Annotated in this window: 16 protein-coding genes and 3 pseudogenes; 4 read left to right on the forward strand and 15 right to left on the reverse strand. The window is 58.2% G+C overall.

Annotation, left to right across the window (positions count from 1 at the left end; translation table 11 throughout):
• Nucleotides 1-39: 39 nt before the first annotated feature.
• The 6 genes and pseudogenes from map to dxr form a co-directional block, all read right to left on the reverse strand.
• Nucleotides 40-897, reverse strand: coding sequence for a type I methionyl aminopeptidase (gene map, locus ML_RS07965; RefSeq protein ID WP_010908411.1), 858 nt, complete (start codon nt 895-897; stop codon nt 40-42).
• A 191-nt stretch (nt 898-1,088) separates the two neighbouring features.
• The gene (locus ML_RS07970) at nt 1,089-2,912 is read right to left on the reverse strand and encodes a penicillin-binding transpeptidase domain-containing protein (RefSeq protein WP_162618331.1); all 1,824 of its coding nucleotides are present in this window, start codon (nt 2,910-2,912) and stop codon (nt 1,089-1,091) included.
• A 1,168-nt stretch (nt 2,913-4,080) separates the two neighbouring features.
• Nucleotides 4,081-4,847 (reverse strand): annotated as a pseudogene (locus ML_RS07975) (GNAT family N-acetyltransferase).
• 67 nt (nt 4,848-4,914) lie between these two features.
• Nucleotides 4,915-6,093, reverse strand: coding sequence for a flavodoxin-dependent (E)-4-hydroxy-3-methylbut-2-enyl-diphosphate synthase (ispG, locus tag ML_RS07980; RefSeq protein ID WP_010908413.1), 1,179 nt, complete (start codon nt 6,091-6,093; stop codon nt 4,915-4,917).
• 52 nt (nt 6,094-6,145) lie between these two features.
• On the reverse strand, nt 6,146-7,360 hold the full coding sequence (locus ML_RS07985; protein WP_010908414.1) for a M50 family metallopeptidase: 1,215 nt from the start codon (nt 7,358-7,360) through the stop codon (nt 6,146-6,148).
• A gap of 8 nt (nt 7,361-7,368) precedes the next feature.
• The gene (dxr, locus tag ML_RS07990) at nt 7,369-8,589 is read right to left on the reverse strand and encodes a 1-deoxy-D-xylulose-5-phosphate reductoisomerase (RefSeq protein ID WP_010908415.1); all 1,221 of its coding nucleotides are present in this window, start codon (nt 8,587-8,589) and stop codon (nt 7,369-7,371) included.
• 154 nt (nt 8,590-8,743) lie between these two features.
• Here dxr and ML_RS07995 point away from each other — a divergent pair, with 154 nt between their 5' ends.
• Nucleotides 8,744-8,998: a DUF2631 domain-containing protein gene (locus ML_RS07995; RefSeq protein WP_010908416.1), complete on the forward strand. Its 255-nt coding sequence runs from the start codon at nt 8,744-8,746 to the stop codon at nt 8,996-8,998.
• A gap of 692 nt (nt 8,999-9,690) precedes the next feature.
• On the opposite strand, the gene ML_RS08000 is transcribed toward ML_RS07995, so the two are convergent.
• From ML_RS08000 to pyrH, 8 genes and pseudogenes are all read right to left on the reverse strand, one after another.
• Nucleotides 9,691-9,831, reverse strand: coding sequence for a hypothetical protein (locus ML_RS08000; protein WP_156511841.1), 141 nt, complete (start codon nt 9,829-9,831; stop codon nt 9,691-9,693).
• On the reverse strand, nt 9,825-10,175 hold the full coding sequence (locus ML_RS08005; protein ID WP_041322844.1) for a hypothetical protein: 351 nt from the start codon (nt 10,173-10,175) through the stop codon (nt 9,825-9,827). The genes ML_RS08000 and ML_RS08005 overlap by 7 nt, the downstream gene beginning before the upstream one ends.
• A 275-nt stretch (nt 10,176-10,450) precedes the next feature.
• Nucleotides 10,451-10,693 (reverse strand): hypothetical protein, encoded by a 243-nt coding sequence (locus tag ML_RS08010; protein ID WP_049769782.1) that lies wholly within the window; start codon nt 10,691-10,693, stop codon nt 10,451-10,453.
• 640 nt (nt 10,694-11,333) lie between these two features.
• Nucleotides 11,334-11,800, reverse strand: a pseudogene (locus tag ML_RS19165) (thioredoxin domain-containing protein).
• A 191-nt stretch (nt 11,801-11,991) separates the two neighbouring features.
• Nucleotides 11,992-13,028: pseudogene (locus ML_RS08015) on the reverse strand (dual-specificity RNA methyltransferase RlmN).
• Between the two features lie 22 nt (nt 13,029-13,050).
• A complete protein-coding gene (locus ML_RS08020) occupies nt 13,051-13,989 on the reverse strand; it encodes a phosphatidate cytidylyltransferase (RefSeq protein ID WP_010908417.1) in 939 nt (312 codons plus the stop codon).
• 31 nt (nt 13,990-14,020) lie between these two features.
• A complete protein-coding gene (gene frr, locus ML_RS08025) occupies nt 14,021-14,578 on the reverse strand; it encodes a ribosome recycling factor (RefSeq protein ID WP_010908418.1) in 558 nt (185 codons plus the stop codon).
• Nucleotides 14,579-14,636: 58 nt separating this feature from the next.
• The gene (pyrH, locus tag ML_RS08030; protein ID WP_010908419.1) at nt 14,637-15,476 is read right to left on the reverse strand and encodes a UMP kinase; all 840 of its coding nucleotides are present in this window, start codon (nt 15,474-15,476) and stop codon (nt 14,637-14,639) included.
• A gap of 850 nt (nt 15,477-16,326) precedes the next feature.
• Here pyrH and ML_RS16070 point away from each other — a divergent pair.
• The 3 genes from ML_RS16070 to ML_RS17445 all read left to right on the forward strand — a co-directional run bounded on the left by ML_RS16070 (nt 16,327) and on the right by ML_RS17445 (nt 17,098).
• A complete protein-coding gene (locus ML_RS16070; protein WP_049769783.1) occupies nt 16,327-16,557 on the forward strand; it encodes a hypothetical protein in 231 nt (76 codons plus the stop codon).
• A gap of 5 nt (nt 16,558-16,562) precedes the next feature.
• Nucleotides 16,563-16,715: a hypothetical protein gene (locus ML_RS16075; RefSeq protein ID WP_162618260.1), complete on the forward strand. Its 153-nt coding sequence runs from the start codon at nt 16,563-16,565 to the stop codon at nt 16,713-16,715.
• Between the two features lie 113 nt (nt 16,716-16,828).
• The gene (locus tag ML_RS17445) at nt 16,829-17,098 is read left to right on the forward strand and encodes a winged helix-turn-helix domain-containing protein (RefSeq protein ID WP_269147093.1); all 270 of its coding nucleotides are present in this window, start codon (nt 16,829-16,831) and stop codon (nt 17,096-17,098) included.
• An 832-nt stretch (nt 17,099-17,930) separates the two neighbouring features.
• On the opposite strand, the gene ML_RS08050 is transcribed toward ML_RS17445, so the two are convergent.
• Entirely contained in the window at nt 17,931-18,191 is a 261-nt protein-coding gene (locus ML_RS08050; protein ID WP_041322847.1) for a hypothetical protein, read from the reverse strand.
• Nucleotides 18,192-18,386 lie beyond the last annotated feature (195 nt).

Here is an 18,386-nt window from a genome sequence, read left to right on the forward strand (position 1 = left end):
GACCAAATACCCAGGTCGAGGCGCGATTACCCGGCCAGATCACTGCACGGTGAGTATCTCGACGCCGGTGTCGGTCACCAACAACGTGTGCTCAAACTGTGCTGTCCATTTGCGGTCCTTGGTAACCACTGTCCAGCCGTCGTCCCAGACTTCATAATCTAGCGTTCCCAGGTTGATCATTGGCTCGATGGTGAATGTCATCCCCGGCTGCATGATTGTCGTGACAAAGGGCTGGTCGTAATGCAAAACAACCAGCCCATTGTGAAACGTGGTACCGATGCCATGACCAGTGAAGTGACGAACAACGTTGTACCCGAACCGGTTTGCATAGGACTCGATGACCCGACCAATGATGGACAACGCACGCCCAGGTTTGACGGCGTTGATCGCTCGCATCGTCGCCTCACGCGTTCGCTCAACGAGTAGCCGATGGGATTCGGAGACATCGCCGGACAGAAAAGTCGCATTAGTGTCGCCGTGCACGCCATCGATATAGGCAGTGACATCAATGTTGACGATGTCACCGTCAGCGATCACCGTCGAGTCTGGAATGCCGTGACAGATGACCTCGTTGAGCGACGTACAGCACGACTTCGGGTAGCCCTTGTAGCCGAGCGTTGACGGGTAGGCACCGTGGTTGACCATGTATTCATGGACAATCCGATCCAGCTCGTCGGTCGTCACTCCGGGTGCGACTGCCTTGCCGGCCTCAGTCAACGCACCAGCCGCTATCCGGCCGGCGACACGCATCTTCTCGACCACCTCCGGCGTCTGCACCCAAGACTCGCTGCCCTCCTGTGCGGTCGGCTTGCCGACGTATTCGGGGCGCGGAATCCATGCGGGCACCGGCAGGGTCGGGGACAAAAAGCCGGGCGAAAGCGCGGTGCGGGCAGGCATGCCGCAAGCTTAGTCACACGATTCTTTCAGCGACGATGCGCGCCACATCAACGGTGTGAGGTGAAGGCCACCTGCCAGTCCCGCAGTAGCTGGGAGCAAACCAGGCAAACAAACCTTGCGCCGTATGTCTGCGCACCGGTTTGGTGACGCAGGCTGGATGCCGAGGCGCGCCGAAAGCGCCGCTAATCGCGCTAGGTCAGGTAGTCTGGCGGCAACGATTCGAACATGACTTTGGTCATCCGGACCGCGTATTCCGAGCTTCCGCCCCCCACGATCAGCGCTGCAAACGCCAGATCGCCGCGATATCCGACAAACCAGGAATGCGATCCGCCTACGAACTCAGCTTCACCGGTCTTCCCGAAGATCGCACCGCAACAGCCGGCGATCTCTTTAGCGGTCCCGTTAGTCACCACCAGCCGCATCATCGGTCGCAGCGAATCGATCACCTTCGGGAGGATCGGCGTGCTGTCTCCTTCGACTCTCGTTGGCCGTCCGACGATCAGCTGCGGAACCGGGGTTTTGCCAGCAGCTACGGTGGCCGCCACCAAGGACATCCCGAACGGACTGACCAGCACCCGGCCTTGACCGAAGCCGTCCTCGGTGCGCTCAGCCAGGTCCACCGTTGGCGGCACCGACCCGGTTACCGTGGCGATGCCGTCCACCTGATAGTCAAGCCCGATCCCGTACTGGTTGGCGGCCTGTGTCAGACCGCGGGGTGGCATCCTGCTGCTTAATTCGGCGAACGTGGTGTTGCAGGAACTGGCGAATGCACGTGACATCGGCACCACGCCAAGATCAAAACCCCCGTAGTTGAGGATAGTGCGGTGCCCAATGTCAATGCGGCCAGGGCAACCTAACATCGTATTGGGGGTAGACATATCCCGGTCGATGGCCGCGCCGGCGGTGACCATCTTGAAGGTCGACCCAGGTGGGAACAGACCGGTAGTAGCAAGCGGGCCGTCAGCGTTTGCCCCCGCATTCTGCGCGATCGCAAGGATCTGCCCAGTCGACGGTTTGAGTACGACTATCATCGCCTTACCGCCGCGGCTATCTACCGCGTGTTGAGCGGCATTCTGCACGAACCGGTCTAGCGTGATCGAGACCGACGATGCCGGGGACGGTTCGACCTCGTGCAGCACCGCGACGTCGACGCCATTACGGTTGACACTGACCACTCGCCAACCCGGCTGACCGTCGAGTTCGTCGATCACGGCTTTCTTCACCTCGGCGATGACCGACGGGGCGAAATGCGAGTCGGTCGGCAGTAAGTCGGCTTGGAGCGTAACCACAACGCCAGGCAGCCTGCCGATCACCGAAGCGACCCGGTCGTTGTCATCAGGGCGCAGCGTGACCAAACTCAGTGGCTCCGTCACCGAGCTGGCTTTTTCGGCTAGCAGCTGCGGATCGTTGAGGGTGTCATCAAAAGGGTGTAAGGCTTCGACCACCGCACGTGCCGTCCCAATCAGGCTGGACCCGGCCAAAGTGGCGTCCAGCGCGTAGTGGTGCAGGTAGCCCGGCACCAACACATCGCTGCCCCCGAGTTCGTTCACTGAAGCGCGCCGCGGCGGATTCGCGCGCAAAGCAAACGTCTGATGCTCGCCCAATCTGGGATGCAGCCCGGTTGCAGTCCACCGAACCTGCCAGCGCCCCTCGTAGCGCACCATCTTCAGCTGCCCATCATAGCTCCACGTCCGGTTCTTCGGCAGGTGCCAAGTGAAGCGGTAAGCAATGGTGCCAGTGTCCTCGACGTATCTCGCACTGATGAGCTGTGCATCCAGGCGGCCAGCTTGTAGTCCAGCCCAGGCTGCGTTGAGCGCTTCATGGGCCTCGTTGGGATTGTCACTAAGTTGGGCAGCCGTCGCGGTATCGCCGATGGCCAGTGCGTCAAAGAACTTCGCAGCGGCCGGGCCCGGGCCGTTGGGCCGTGGGGTGCAGCCCGACACGGCGATAACTGCGACAAAGCACAGACCCGCCACTACCGAAACGAATGACCCTGGTGAGGTTCTTGTGACCATCATCGCTGATGTTAAGAACTGAAACCTGAACTACAGCATCGACACACCGAAACCCACCAATTATCGGACGTAGAGTCGATATACGAGACATACGCGTATATTAACCAGCTCACAGTCGTTGTAACAGCCTACACTTGTGGTAATTAGTTTATCTAAGTATTGTATGTATGTAAGCATTGTCGATTTCTAAGGTCAAAGACAAGTTGAATAGGGACCGCAGGAGCAGAGCACCATCATAAGGAACGGTGCGTCGGCAGCCGTTATTGTCGGAGCCGACGAGTAGAAATCGTTACATGAGACGCTTTACTCGCTGTCGCAACCCGGAACCAAAGAGTGGATTATCGAAGCCGACATTGCGGCCGACCGCACCTACGACGAAAGCGAAATCCGTACGGAATTCGGCGTCCCGCGACGCCCTCGCTAAACAGAGCCCTACACCGTCTAGTTTACCCCAACCGCGCGTCGAGATCTCCGCAAGCTGCCGCCACGAGTCCTGTCTGCAGTAGTCGAATTCACCTTGGGTTATCTATCTCATGAACTCCGTCGGGTCGGCAAGCCCCTGCGGCGCGAATTAGTCGGCACGTTCAGCGCACGCCGCCGAACCCTACCGCATGGTTGTACCACATCGACGACGGAAGGACGACGGCAACGACCGTGTGCGTCGATCACCGCGCAGATACATACCGGCGGTGAGTTCGGACTAGCCCCGGTGGATCACCAGCTAGGGAATATTCGGATGCCAGCAGTCCTATCATCACACCGTCCCGCGACTGCCACCGGGAGGCGTTTCACCACTAGTTCATCACGCCTACTCGCCGAAATCCCACAGATTCGTAACACTGAATAGCCCCGGCATTGTCCAAAGGCTAGGTCAATCGTGATGCGACGGTCGGTCTGTTTCGATGAACAGCCAGTTGATCAGCGTCTACAGGGCGTCGCTACCATACCCGCGGCGGTAGTGGTCGAGGTGCATAAATATGTCTAATACCCGCTAACCAAACCAACCAGTTCAACATGCATGGACACAAGACCATACAACCATGCGACGATGCTTCCCGACCAGGACCGGCGAGTCATGGCTAAGTGGTCCGATCCGCAACTTCGTCTAACGTCCAACCTACGTTACCTACCGGGCCGTTCTCAGAATTTTTAAGCTCTGCCGTCGATCTCAGGAGCAACGGTCTAGCCCCAGCAGCACCGTCACTACGGTGCTGACCTCGATGAAACCACTGGGGCCGTACGCAACACAGTGTTGAAATTTTTCTCCCATATACAAACTGGCGAAGCGTCCGCAGCCCACGATCACAGCAGCCAACGTTGCGGTGCCGCTGAAGCCCCAAGTCCAGCCCAGACACCACTCCGGATGCATCCAGACACCTCTTGAATCTGCCCAACCGCCGGAGACTGCGATCCCACACCAGCTTTGAAAACGACCTGCCCTTACTCGAAACGGTCCCACGCACGTCCGGCCGCAATGAGACTGGCCACCCGGCGACGATAACCGCGACCACCGTCGCCCAGCCGAGGGTCCACGCCCATTTCGCCGACGAACATGTCGATGGCGACACTAGGTAGGCATCCGGCGCTCCTCTGGCCGAACTTGACGCACTGCGGGATTGATCTCGAAGTTCGGGTGCACTTGAGGGCCGTCAGTGGTTGGTACTCGCGTACATCACGCTCCGGACCCCAGGCCAACTCGAGTCGACGCCACATCGGCATCACCAATTCGGTTCTTACTGACCAGAGACGAACAACGCCTCGACGGGTCCACAGTTTTTTCCCACCAATCGACTGGGGATCGATGCCGTGGTCTGACAATCTGGGCCACGACCATGCTGATCCGACCGGGTCGTCTTCGAATACCTTCCATACCGCGGTGGCTTAGCACACTACCGACACCCGTGGCTCACCGACAAAACGAAAGAAATATTGGATGTAGCCGATATCTGGCGAACTCTCTATAAGGCTAACTCGAAGCCAAGTCAAGCAGGCTAGCCCCACCTCAGTTTACGGTCACAACCGGTGAACCGCTCCTTGTCGTTTCTGAACAGTGATCACTGCCTTTCTCGGTCCCCATCTCGGAGACAAGCCGCATGGCCTCCTCGATCAGCGTCTCGACAATCTGGGCTTCGGGTACGGTCTTGATCACTTCACCCTTGACAAAGATCTGGCCCTTGCCGTTTCCGGACGCGACACCCAGGTCGGCGTCGCGGGCCTCACCAGGCCCGTTGACGACGCACCCCATCACGGCGATCCGCAACGGCACCTCGAGTCCGTCCAACCCAGCGCTGACTTCATTGGCCAGCTTGTAGACGTCGACCTGCGCACGGCCGCACGACGGGCAGGACACAATCTCGTGTGAACGTGGCCGAAGGTTGAGCGACTCGAGAATTTGGTTGCCAACCTTGATCTCTTCGACCGGCGGCGCCGATAGCGAAACCCGGATGGTGTCGCCGATGCCCTTCGACAAAAGTGCTCCGAAGGCGACCGCGGACTTGACGGTGCCCTGGAAAACAGGACCGGCCTCGGTGACACCGAGGTGCAAGGGGTAGTCGCACTGGGCGGCCAGTTGCTCGTAGGCGGCGACCATCACGACGGGGTCATGGTGCTTGACGCTGATCTTGATGTTGCCGAAGCCGTGCTCTTCGAACAGTGATGCCTCCCACAGCGCAGACTCCACCAGTGCTTCGGACGTGGCCTTGCCGTACTTGTCCATGAACCGTTTATCCAGCGAGCCGGCGTTGACGCCGATGCGGATCGGGATACCGGCCGCGGCCGCGGCTTTGGCAACCTCACCGACCCGGCCGTCGAATTCCTTGATGTTGCCGGGGTTGACCCGCACCGCGGCACACCCGGCGTCAATGGCGGCAAAGATGTATTTCGGCTGGAAATGTATGTCGACAATCACCGGAATCTTGCTGTGCCGGGCGATTTCGGCAAGTGCGTCAGCATCCTCTTGACGCGGGCAGGCCACCCGAACGATGTCACAGCCGGCAGTGGTCAACTCCGCAATCTGCTGCAACGTCGCATTGACGTCATGAGTCTTGGTGATGCACATCGACTGCACGGAGATCTGGTGATCACTACCGACCCCAACGTTGCCGACCATCAATTGACGCGTGATACGCCGGGGGGCAAGCCCGGGAGCCGGAGCCTCGGGCATGCCCAGACGCATGTTCACTGTTCCCCATTTCTCGGTTTTCACTATTGGCTTTCTCGTTTTTCACTATTGGCTATTGAAAAAGCCTGATTGGGTTTACCAGATCGGCGGTCACGGTCAACAGCACATACCCGACTACAAAGACCAAGACCACATAGGTCGCGGGCATGAGCTTGAGATAGTTCACCGGCGCGGCCACGACCACGCCACGTGCGGACCGGATGAGGTTACGGATCCTCTCGAATACGGCAATGGCGATGTGGCCGCCATCGAAAGGCAGCAACGGCACCAGGTTGATGGCACCCAGAATAAGGTTCAGCTGCGCCAAGAAAAACCAGAACGCCACCCACAGCCCATGATCGACGGTGTCGCCGCCGATGATGCTGGCGCCGACCACACTCATCGGCGTCTGCGGGTCACGCTGTCCACCACCGATAGCGTGCACCAAGGCACCCAGCTTGGTCGGTATGGTGACCAGAGCCTTGCCCACCTCGACGGTCAAATCCCCGGCGAAAGCGGCGGTGGCGGGCAAAGCGGAGAATACGCCGTAATGCGTGGGCAGCAGATGGTGTGCGCCGACTCCAATGGCACCGACCGTGGCTGGTTCGAGTTGACTACCCTTTCCTTTGGACATATAGCGCTGGGTAGGCGTGATGTCGACGTAGCTAGTAATCGCAGTGCCGTCCCGTTCGAAGACAATCGGCACCGTACCATGCAACTTACGCACCACAGCGGCCATGTCATCGAAGGTCGACACCGTAGTATCACCGATCTTGACGACGACGTCGCCAGCACGGAGTCCGGCCAGCGCCGCCGGACCTGGGCCAGTGCAGTTTCCGAGCTTGCCCTGGTCCAGTTCCGATGCTACACAAGCAGTTTCACCGATTACAGCCCTGGTAGGCATGTGCAGGTTGGGTAGCCCCCAGACCAGCGCGATGCCATAGATCAGCACCAGGCAGATCACAAAGTTCATAGCAGGTCCGGCGAACAGTACCGCCACCCGCTTCCAGGTCGCTTGTTTGTACATTGCTCGGTCAGATTCGTCAGGCTCCAGCTTCTCAACCGAGGTCATACCGACGATATCACAAAAACCGCCTAGCGGAACGGCCTTGATACCATATTGGGTTTCACCGCGCCGGGTCGACCAGAGGGTGGGGCCGAAACCAACAAAATAACGACGCACCTTCATGCCAGTGGCGCACGCCACCCACAAGTGGCCACATTCGTGCAGGGCCACCGAAATAAGAATGGCGATAGCGAACAGCACAATGCCGAGAGCGAACATCATCGAGCCTTTTAGGACCTTTCTAAGACCATGTCAGAGACCTTTCCAGAACTCGCTGTTGCTACCGCACACAACGCTCGCTCACGGGCCCAGCGCTGCGCGTCGAGTACATCATCCACAGTAGCGGGTCCCTCACCCCATTGGGGAGCCCATTGGTCGGCACGCTGCAACACATCCGCGATTGTTGCGACGATGGCGGGGAAGCCGATCCGACCTTGGAGGAAGGCCTCTGCAGCCTCCTCATTAGCAGCATCGTAAATGGCGGTCATACAGCCGCCGATCTGTCCAGCGTGCCGGGCCAGCTCGACTGCGGGAAAAACATCGATGTCCAGCGGCTCGAATTCCCAGGTAGATGCGGTAGTGAAAGCACAGGCTCGAGCAGCGCCACCCACCCGCTGTGGCCAGCCCAACGCCAAAGAAATAGGTAGCTTCATGTCCGGAGGGCTGGCTTGGGCGATCGTCGAGCCGTCGATGAATGTCACCATCGAATGAACAATTGACTGAGGGTGCACAACCACCTCAATGCGGTCGTAGGGAATGCCGAACAACAGGTTGGCTTCGATGAGCTCGAGCCCCTTGTTAACCAGAGACGCTGAGTTCAGCGTGTTCATCGTCCCCATTGACCAAGTCGGATGGACGCCCGCCTGCTCGGGTGTAACGCGCTCCAAGTCGCCGGCGTTCCAGCCACGAAACGGCCCGCCGGAGGCGGTTAGCACTAACTTAGCAACTTCGTCGGGGGTACCACCGCGCAGGCATTGCGCCAGCGCGGAGTGTTCCGAGTCTACGGGCACGATCTGGCCTGGCTGCGCCGCGGCCAACACCAGCGAACCGCCAGCTACCAGCGATTCCTTGTTGGCCAACGCCAATCGCGCGCCCGTGTGCAGTGCAGCCAGTGTGGGTCGCAGACCCAATGCCCCGACCAGCGCATTGAGGACAACGTCAGCCTCAGTCTCCTCAACCAGCCGGGTGACCGCATCGGTCCCGTGGTAAGGGATGTCGCCGGCCAGCTGAGCCGCGCGATCGTCAGCGATGGCGATATTGGTGACGCCGGTCGCGGCGCGCTGCCTCAGCAGCGTGTCCAGCTGCGCGCCCCCGGCGGCCAGCCCGACTACCTCGAAACGGTCCGGATTGGCGGCGATAACTTCCAGCGCCTGGGTGCCAATTGAGCCAGTACTTCCCAACACCAGCACGCGGAGGCGGCCGCCAGCGTGCCCCTCGATCGGATTGTTCACCCCAAGATTGTGCCCGTCCGCTGACTCGACAGGCTAGAAAGCGGACCACGATCGGTACTAAAACATATAAATTTTAAGCGGTACCCTAAGCCAGTAGGCCAGAATACTCAGGAGAGTTTTCACCAACACCCAATCAGATTCGGGAGGAATCGCTGTGGCCAGCACTGAGGGGGAGCACAATGCCGGCGTCGACCCTGCTGAAGTGCCGTCCGTGGCGTGGGGGTGGAGCAGAATCAACCACCACACCTGGCACATCGTCGGTTTGTTCGCCATTGGGTTGCTGCTGGCGATGCTGCGCGGCAACCACATTGGCCATGTCGAGAACTGGTATCTCATCGGGTTTGCCGCCCTGGTGTTCTTCGTTTTGATCCGTGACCTGCTAGGTCGCCGACGCGGTTGGATTAGATAGCTGGGGCCGATTGCCCGACTACCCGACTACAGTGTCATGCGCCGAGCTTCCCCGATGAAAGCTGACATCCTCGAAATCGCTGCGCACTTCTAAAACGAACGTTTCGTCGCCTGGCTGAGGGCCATCCGACGGCTGCAATTTATTGGTAACGATGCCCGATACGGTGGACAATGTCCAGCCTGAGCGGGCAGTACCTTCGGCACCCCCTCCACTACTGGTATACGGTGGGAGGAGGCCACAAACGGCCGCCGCGATGGCCCACCCCGATTCAGACGCAGTCCGCGACTTTGAACAGTGACACGCAGCCTTTAGACGACCAGCTATCCACTGGCGACCGTGGACTTCAGCTCATCGTCGAGGCCCCTGATCGTCACCTTGCCCGACATGGTTGCCACTACCGCGCTTGCCTTGCACGGTACGCACGGTAAACGGCCCCAGATGCGTTGACGGCCTTAGTTTTTTCCCGTGACCACCTCGACTTCGACGTAGCCACAGGCTGCCACGAATCTAGAGTCGGCGAAATTCACCTTCAGCACACATATCGTCAGATGCCACCGATGCATGCACCCGTGACGGCAGTGCGATTTCAAGGTCGATGACCCCGCCCCGAAAGAGTGGCAAGCTACGTTTGACGTTCAGCCACCAAAACAAACAGCTTGCCGTCGCGCACATACCCGGGTGTGTTCTGTCGCCTATACGTCGAAATTACGTGATTGGTCACGAGGGCGCACCTCGACGATCGTATCGGCATGCTCAGTCGCAAATATCCGGATCGACCCACCGTCGTCTTCGATGCGCACGGTGATCGGTTTAGAGGTTTCAAACGTCAGCATATTGTCGTCTCCGTCAGGGGTCCTGCTAGCAGCTCTCGTTGGATGTGTCGAGATGGCGTCAACGCACCCAGCCACTGACGTGATGTCTGGTTATGGCCGAGCAACCGGCGTCGGACCGACTCGATCCCTAGACTAGCTGTGGCGGCAGCGCGGACCAGCCAGGTATTCAGCGATGCTCCCTCACGACGAACGGCCGCCTCGACGGGGTAGCCCGCAGCCTCTCCGGCAGCCGAAAAATAACTCGCCAGGTAGCCGCCGTCATATTTGGCGACCAACACCCTGTCCATGCTGCCCACGCTGTCAGCGGGCACCTCGTCGAGCGGAGCGCTGACGATGAAATCCAAATCGCAGCCACACAGCCGAACGTCAACGGATCGTGTTGCCAGCTAGCCGGCGATTTCTTCGGTGGCTAACCGATAGCCCTTACTAACAAGGCCAGACCGGATAGCTGATTCCAGTGGAGAACTCAGCCGCTCGGCCAAACCCTGCACATCGATGACACCAGCTAGCCGGGACTACGTTCAACTCGTGCCGGACGGGTCAACATAGAGCTGGAAATTCCAGTTATCTATTTATCTATAGTGTCATTACATTTAGATTTAGACGCCACACACAAGTGTCACAATAGTGCTTTTGACGTCCGGGGGGGTAGCGTGACGGCCGCCGATGCCAGTCGTCGGCTAATGCACCGATCTACCAGCGCACCTTGCAGGTAACCGGCCACGGCAATCACCCCGTCATGAGGATGCACTTGGGCAGCCGTGGTCGCGCTGAACAGACACAGCTCGTAAAGGCAATAGTAGCCGACATGCATCCTGACTAGCACCAGCAGTGCACCACTGATCCGGTTGACTAACTGCAAGATTAACCGTAACTAGCTCGACCAATGGCGAACTTGCCATCACGGCCGCGATGGCAAGAACCCCGACAACCAAGGTCGGACTCGCCACGTAGACGAGGTAGATCACCACGCTCCCGATGATTAAACCGCCTCGAAGGCCGGCCGGGGGTGACCGCCAAAAAGGGCCCGATGGTGCACGACAACGAGGCGATCGCATCGCTTACCCCGTAGCCATACGTCTCGACACCATCCGGTGGACGGGCTCGGAGTCCATCACACACCGAACGAGCGAGGCGTCAGCACCGTTAGCTTTCAACCCGACAGCAACCACACACCGAGAGCGACCAGCACACAACACCGATCGCCACCGTGGCGTATGGCAAATCAAATAACGTTGCGCCAGCGAGCCCGCAGCTATGGTCAGCGTCCCGAACAATCCGCATACCTTTAAAGCCGAGTACCGTCCTCGACGGTAGCTGCCACCGTGCGGCCCAGGACGTTGAGGCTAGCACGCGGCCGGATGGTTGCCATCGATCGTTCCCTGTACGGCTGCTCGCGTATCACAAAAAGTTAAGTAGCCAGCATAGCAAACCCACACGAGTTGAGTGCTGCCACCAATTCGGCGGCAAACACCAAACCGACCAGACCCTGATCCACGAACTTAGGACCTAAGCGTCGCCACCGGGGCAGACAAGTTCTGCTGCAACCTCGCCGAGGTGGGATTGTTCACGCAAGTCGAGCTGGGCACGCGCGATATAACACCCACAACCAGCTGCCAGGGCATATTGTAACGGACACAGATCGAGCTGTGCTTCCCAATTTAAGTTGGTGCAATTCAGGCCCGGCCTGTTACTTAGAGACGAAGCCCTGCATCGCGCCGACAGCCGAGTATGCCGCGATGACCAACGAAGGTGCTTGTTTTGCAATCTCGACCATTACTGGCCTTAAGGCCAGGTAATGGTCGAGATTGCAAAACAAGCACCACAGCGTCCAGAACGGATAGCACACCACCGGCTTGCCCTACAGGGAAGCACCATTAACCGGAGCACCGCTGAGGATAGTTCCAGTGAAGTTCAGACTATCGTCGGCAGCCACCGCACTGGGTACAGCGGCCAGCCCCAACACCAAGGCACTGGCAAGAACAGCAACTAAATTTCACCGAGGACAACAAGCGAATAGTCGTGACCCGCCTTATTTGCTGGTTCTATCTCCTAAAGACCTCCTAAAGACGTGACAGCGACAGCTTGGAATCACTGGATCCACTACGTCTCGGTGGCCAGCTGACCACACCCCGGGCTGATCTCCCGACCTCAGGTGTCTCACACAGCGCAGGAGACTCGGTGCGACCAAACCCGACGGACGAACTCTCGCTCCACCACCTTAGGGCTGGCGTCCCATTCACTGCCCGAGGTCGGGTTGAACGGGATCAGTTCACATGCACCAACGACCAAAGAATAGGATGCAGCCACCTATCCAGTCAGTATGTCGCGGCCCGCCGAGCTTGGTAGCTGACATCACGACTGAAGGAGTATTCAGCCGATACCCGCCAACCAGTCACTCCGGTATAGTAGTTGACGGTATCAAGTACCTCGCTGATCTTCCATCGGTTGTTGATCGGAACCAGGGTGTCACGCGGCTCGTCGTCGGGCACATACAGCGGCAACGCCAGAGTTACCCTGAGCCGTTCGTCGGCTAACTTGCGGATAGCCGGTGCCAGCCTACGGTGTACACCGTCACCGATCGGGGCTAGATTCCTAAGCCAAACGGTCCGGTGATGCGCCGCACCGCGGCCAACATCCTCACGTAGTGAGCCAGCGGCTCTCCCATACCCAGAAAGACCACGTTCGACAGTCGATCACCGAAGTCGTCACGCAACACCGCAGCAATAGCACGCACCTACTCGAGGATCTCCGCTGACGACAAGTTGCGACTCAATCCGCCCTAGCCAGTGACACAGAACAGACAGGCCATGCCTCAGCCTACCTGCGACGAAATACACAGCGTATTGTGCAGCGGATAACGCATCAGCACCGATTCGAAAGTGCGGCCATCGAAGACCCGCCACCACCATCTTCCGACGTCTAGTCGGTATCACAGGTCACTGCGGCCACCGCAGTGAGCAATGTCGGGAACATAGTGTCGGCAATCGAATCGCGAACGGCCGCCGGGAGATCGGATCTGGCACGGATCCAGCTAGCAGCCGGCCGTAGTACTTGCGTGGGACAAGCTGCTTGGCCCGGAAAGCCAGCAGGCTCAGCTCCGCCATGGCCGATGTGAGACCGACCGCGTCGAGGTCGGCCAAGTGCCACGGCAGTCGGCCTGGACACGGCTCAGAGAACACCAACTCTTGGGCCATAATCTGTCCGGTACCAGCCTTGTCAGGGCAGCAACGTAAGCATGGTCCAAGCTACAACCGCCGACGGCAGCACACCATCAAGCCGGTCCATCAGGCCACCGTGGCCGGGTAGCAGCCGGCCCATATCTTTGATGCCGAGGTCGCGCTTAACTTGGGACTCCACCAAATCCCCCAGCGTGCAGGTGAGCACCAGTACAAAACTGAGCAAAGCCCCAACCCACGGTGTTTTGCCAGCCAGGAAGGTAGCAGTCAGGATGGTTGCGGTGGTCCCGCAGACCAGCGAACCGGCGAATCCCTCCCAGGACTTATTCGGGCTAATCCTTGGAACCAGTGGATGTTTGCCGAAAAGTACCCCTACTGTGTAACCACCCACATCGGAAGCTACCACCGCAATCATCAGGCAGAATACCCGGCCCGCACCATCCTTCGGATAAACCAGCAATGCTGCGAACGAGGCAAACAACGGGACCCACGCGGCCAAAAAAACGGTGGCCGACGCGTCCCGCAGGTAATTTGACACCGGCGGACCTGCCAAAGCTTCCCGAGATTCGTGCTGCTTGCTGTTGTCGTGCATGACAAGCCGCCAAATCATGCAGACCACCACCGTCGCACCGAAGCCAGCCAATGCACCAACGGTGCGATACGGCCAAGTTAACCAGACGGTGAACTGCCCACCGATGAGCAGCGGGATAGCCGGAATCACATATCCAGCTTCCCGTAGCCGCCGCACCACCTCATGGCTAGCAACGAAAATGGCGCCAGCGCACAAGACAACCCAGATTCGCGGAGCAAACACCAGCGTTGCGACGAGAACACCACCAATACTTAAGCCCACCGCGATCGCGGCGGGCAGATTACGTCCCGCCCGGGGGGTATTCTTAGTCGATTGCCGCATAGCCCTCTTGATCCCAGGCACCGACTCGTCAAGCGGGGTGCCTGTGCCGGGATCGGTGGAAGCCACGGACCTGAATGAATTAGCTGCTGAACGGCCGCTAGACCTCCAGCAGCTCACCTTCTTTGTGCTTGACCAGTTCGTCAATCTGGATAACGTACTGGTGGGTGGTCTTATCTAGGTCCTTTTCCGCCCGGCTGACCTCATCTTCGCCTGCCTCGCCATCTTTACGAATGCGATGCAGTTCCTCCATCACTTTGCGACGGATGTTGCGTACCGAGACTTTGGCGTCCTCCCCCTTGCACTTGGCCTGTTTGACCAACTCCCGCCGACGTTCCTCGGTTAGCTGCGGTACGGCTACCCGGATCAAGGTACCGTCGTTACTAGGGTTCACCCCGAGGTCGGAGTTACGAATAGCAGTTTCAATGGCATGCAGCTGAATGGCGTCATACGGCTTGATGACAACAAGCCTCGCCTCAGGTACATTAATGCTGGCCAGCTGGGTGATCGGGGTGGCCGAGCCATAATAATCAATGACGAGTCGAGAGAACATACCTGGATTGGCGCGGCCGGTCCGAATCATCGACAAATCTTCACGCGCCACCGAAACAGCCTTCTCCATTTTCTCTTCTGCATCGAAAAGAGCTTCATCGATCATTCGCGCCGTTCCTCCTCATCGCTGCGCTCTGCATCGTCACCGGCGCGGCGTCTTTGCCTTAAGTGGTAACCAACGTCCCGATCTTCTCACCAGCGACCGCACGGGCGATATTGCCATTGGTCAGCAGATTGAACACCAGGATCGGCATGCCATTGTCCATACAAAGACTGAACGCTGTGGCATCAGCTACCCGAAGCCCACGGTCGATTACTTCGCGGTGACTGATCGCGGTGAGTAGCTCGGCCTCCGGGTTGACCCGCGGATCCTCGACGAACACACCGTCGACCGCCTTGGCCATCAACACAACGTCCGCGCCGATCTCCAGTGCCCGCTGCGCTGCCGTGGTATCAGTGGAGAAGTACGGAAGCCCCATGCCTGCACCGAAAATTACCACCCGGCCCTTCTCTAAGTGGCGGACAGCCCGCAAAGGAAGATAAGGCTCAGCCACCTGGCCCATGGTGATCGCAGTTTGAACTCGGGTGGCGATGCCTTCTTTTTCCAGGAAGTCCTGCAGTGCAAGGCTGTTCATCACAGTACCGAGCATGCCCATGTAATCCGAACGCGTGCGCTCCATCCCACGCTGTTGCAATTGTGCGCCGCGGAAAAAGTTGCCACCGCCGATCACGACAGCGACCTGCACGCCGCCGCGGACCACCTCGGCGATCTGGCGGGCCACCTGCGCCACAACATCGAGATCCAGCCCTACCTGGCCTCCACCGAACATTTCTCCGCCAAGTTTAAGCAGCACCCTCGAATACTTAGACCGATGCCCCGGGTTACCAGCATGGTTGAGCCGTTCTCCACGGCCCGCTGCAGCAGCCGACACACCATTGGCGCTCATCAGCTGTGGCTTGGGAACCGCCGAGCCGGCGACTTGAGACTCCCAGGACTCCGTCATCAGACTCCTCGCATGACAATTGCCACCCCGGGCCACCATCCGGAACGGCATTTGACATCCTGCCCCATCACCACACTCAAGCATGAACGGGGTGCATTATCTGCACAATTGCCAACCTATGCCAACGTCGTTCGTCTAGGGACAAGCCAACCCACAACAGCCAACTTTGCGGTTAGCATCAGATGTTTGGGTGTCGCCCGGTATGGGAACCCGCTGCAACGCGGCGCAGAATCCATGGTCTTAAGAATGAGAGCCGTGAAGCGCCGTATAAGCCGTAGAACGGGAACGATCGACACCTCGATAGAGAACGATCGACACCTCGATAGAGATTGAATGTGACTAGCCCGAACCGCACGTCGGTTGAGAAGAAAAACCATGGCGGATGTCACCAACACGTTAGCTACTGAAGCTGTCAAGGCATTGACATCTATACCAAAGGCAAGTTCAAGGAGGCCGTAGCTATGGGCGGGTTACGACGACATCACTATCACTCGCGAGGACCAGGCTCAGCAAGACAAGGCGCAGGCACTACACAACGCGGCGAAAAAGAAAGCCGAAGCAGCGGCCGCCTGTGGCAGCGTCAAGGCAGCCGAGCGTGACCGCAGTCCCACCAAATAGCTTGACGGAAGGATGGGTCCTGCCCGAAAACGGGGCGGACCCATCGACTTTCTACCAGCTTGAACAAATGTCCGAAAAAGCGAGTTCAGCTCACCACGCTAGGCGCCGAACACGTTAAACCAAACTTGGAGTAATTCTACTGTAACTGGGTAACCTACGCTGCATTAGTAGAAACCTCCTCAAAGACACCTACAGACCAGAGCTAAATAGCATACACTAATGGAGTTTGGATATGGCTACGATATATGTTACTACTTTTTCGGGTAAGGACGAATTCGAATCGATCGAACCTACACTGAACTCGTTCGCGCAAACCATCCACCAAGCATCCCTGACTGAACGCTTCACCAGGGACGACTACGGCGACGACGTCGCGGTCATATACGCCCGCAACAAGTTGGCGGTGGCTCGCCGGGTGTACCGGCCTGCTGATGGGTCATGCGCTAATTGTGGCGGGTGGTAGCGACCGTGACCCTAGCTAACTTCATGCCCGTTGACGTCGATTGGCATTTCGACGATGCGCTGCTGCCTGCGGCCAGTGCGACCGAGTTGCAGGCACGTCTGCGGCTCGCGGCCACACGTCGTCGCAGTGCCCTGGATTGCACGCTGAAATTTTGGTGATCTCGTCCTTCACCCAACCAATTACAGCGGAACACTGTAAGGTAAGGATTCGGTCCTGATTACTCATCGAATTTAAATTATTGAATATCCTTGCGCAGCATCCCGATCGGTCATTGACCCGTACCCGGCTGATGCATGAAATATGGAGCTATGACTGCAACGATCGTATTCGTACAGTAGGCGTTCATGTGCGACGACTGCAAGCTAAGCTTGGAGTCGAGCACGAATCGATGGTTACCACCGTTCACGGTGTGGGCTATATGGCCGATGATACCTCCGCAACCGCAATGGATTATCCGCGAACCGATGCAGAGTATCGTCTGGACATCGACGCCGCACTGGAGCTTGATCGCTCGATAGATTTGTTCCCGCAAACACTTTGACGAACCCGGATGCGGCACAGACAGTGCATAACCGGTCCAGCTGTGCGGCAGCGAATTAGGCTCGGTGACTGATCGGGCGCTAGGCTTTTAGGGGACCCGTTCTTTGTCCAGACGAGTATGTCCTGCATGCCATCGTTGTATACAACGTTCATTCGGGGATGCACCCAATCAAGTCGAAATAAATCTTCACCGTTCGCTTAGCCACCCTGGTTAATCGGCGCGGGACTAAGACCGTCGGGCGTAGACAAGGCGCTGATCACTCAAGGTCCGATCGTCGTTAGTCCGCACATTGAAGTCGGAAACAACGGAAGTGACTAGGCCATTGGTCACTCGCGCATCCTATGTCGTCCTGCCAAAGCTGTCCTTGCAGCGTGTAAGCCAGGGAGAGATGACGTTGCTGGCAGTAGGTTGCTGACGGTAAAAGATAGTTACGAGCGGGCCGTCAACCAGCGTTTCGCTGGCGTCAAAGCTCCGAGTTACGATAATTTCGGCAGTAGCCACCGTAGTGAAACCACCGAAAGCTGCAATCCTGGCCGCTCCGGCCGCCAATTTAATGGCTGCCTTCGTAAGATAAGAATAGTCGTGAACTTCATTCAAACACCTCTCAGTTGAATCGCTCGAGCAATTCTTTCCAACAATTATTACCCCCCTCGCACGAGCGACCACCTAACCGTAACGTCCATTACCATTTCCGGTAGAACTCAAACATCAATCCGCTGATGGAATGAGGGGGATATCGGCTCCTTGTGTCTCGTTCCAGGCACACATGCTCAGGATTAGCTTGCCAGGATTCCTTGGAAGGCGAGCCAAATTAATGCGTAAACGTTGACATTTAACATACCAGCTCCTTCGACAAAAACACCGCTGGGCTGATGATGGACCCGGCCGGCACAGCCGCCAAGACGAACACCGTCATGTACGCCTGTGAGAGGTCATACAGCACGTTGCTGGTGAAGTTGAGTGCAAAAGTTGGCCACAGCATGGTGGACGGGGAGACTGGCACGACACGCTTAGCAGTGTTAGTTTGCAACGCTGCCAATTTGTATGCAGCAGAGGTATTTTCGCTGCGGTTGAACTGGTTGGTGAGAAGCATAGACATCAGCGTGGCACCCAGTGGCCTGCTGGTTTACGCTAATTAGCGTCGAGCGCCGCGTGACCTGATGTGGGACCAAGGTCTGCACCGCCGCCCAAGTGAGGGAGTCCATACCCATGAACGCAAGCCCTATAGCAAGGTCGGTAAGTAGTCTAGGCTTGCCCGGCGGATCCGTAGGCTATCATGGCCAGGTGC

The sequence above is a fragment of the Mycobacterium leprae TN genome (genome assembly GCF_000195855.1).
GTDB classification, from domain to species: Bacteria; Actinomycetota; Actinomycetes; order Mycobacteriales; family Mycobacteriaceae; genus Mycobacterium; species Mycobacterium leprae.

Coding starts and splice junctions, on each gene's coding strand:
- ML_RS08050 (WP_041322847.1), bottom strand. CDS start 18,191: ATGCTTCTCACCAACCAGTTCAACCGCAGCGAAAATACCTCTGCTGCA.
- ML_RS16070 (WP_049769783.1), top strand. CDS start 16,327: ATGGCTACGATATATGTTACTACTTTTTCGGGTAAGGACGAATTCGAA.
- ML_RS07970 (WP_162618331.1), bottom strand. CDS start 2,912: ATGGTCACAAGAACCTCACCAGGGTCATTCGTTTCGGTAGTGGCGGGT.
- frr (WP_010908418.1), bottom strand. CDS start 14,578: ATGATCGATGAAGCTCTTTTCGATGCAGAAGAGAAAATGGAGAAGGCT.
- ML_RS08000 (WP_156511841.1), bottom strand. CDS start 9,831: ATGCTGACGTTTGAAACCTCTAAACCGATCACCGTGCGCATCGAAGAC.
- pyrH (WP_010908419.1), bottom strand. CDS start 15,476: ATGACGGAGTCCTGGGAGTCTCAAGTCGCCGGCTCGGCGGTTCCCAAG.
- map (WP_010908411.1), bottom strand. CDS start 897: ATGCCTGCCCGCACCGCGCTTTCGCCCGGCTTTTTGTCCCCGACCCTG.
- ML_RS07985 (WP_010908414.1), bottom strand. CDS start 7,360: ATGATGTTCGCTCTCGGCATTGTGCTGTTCGCTATCGCCATTCTTATT.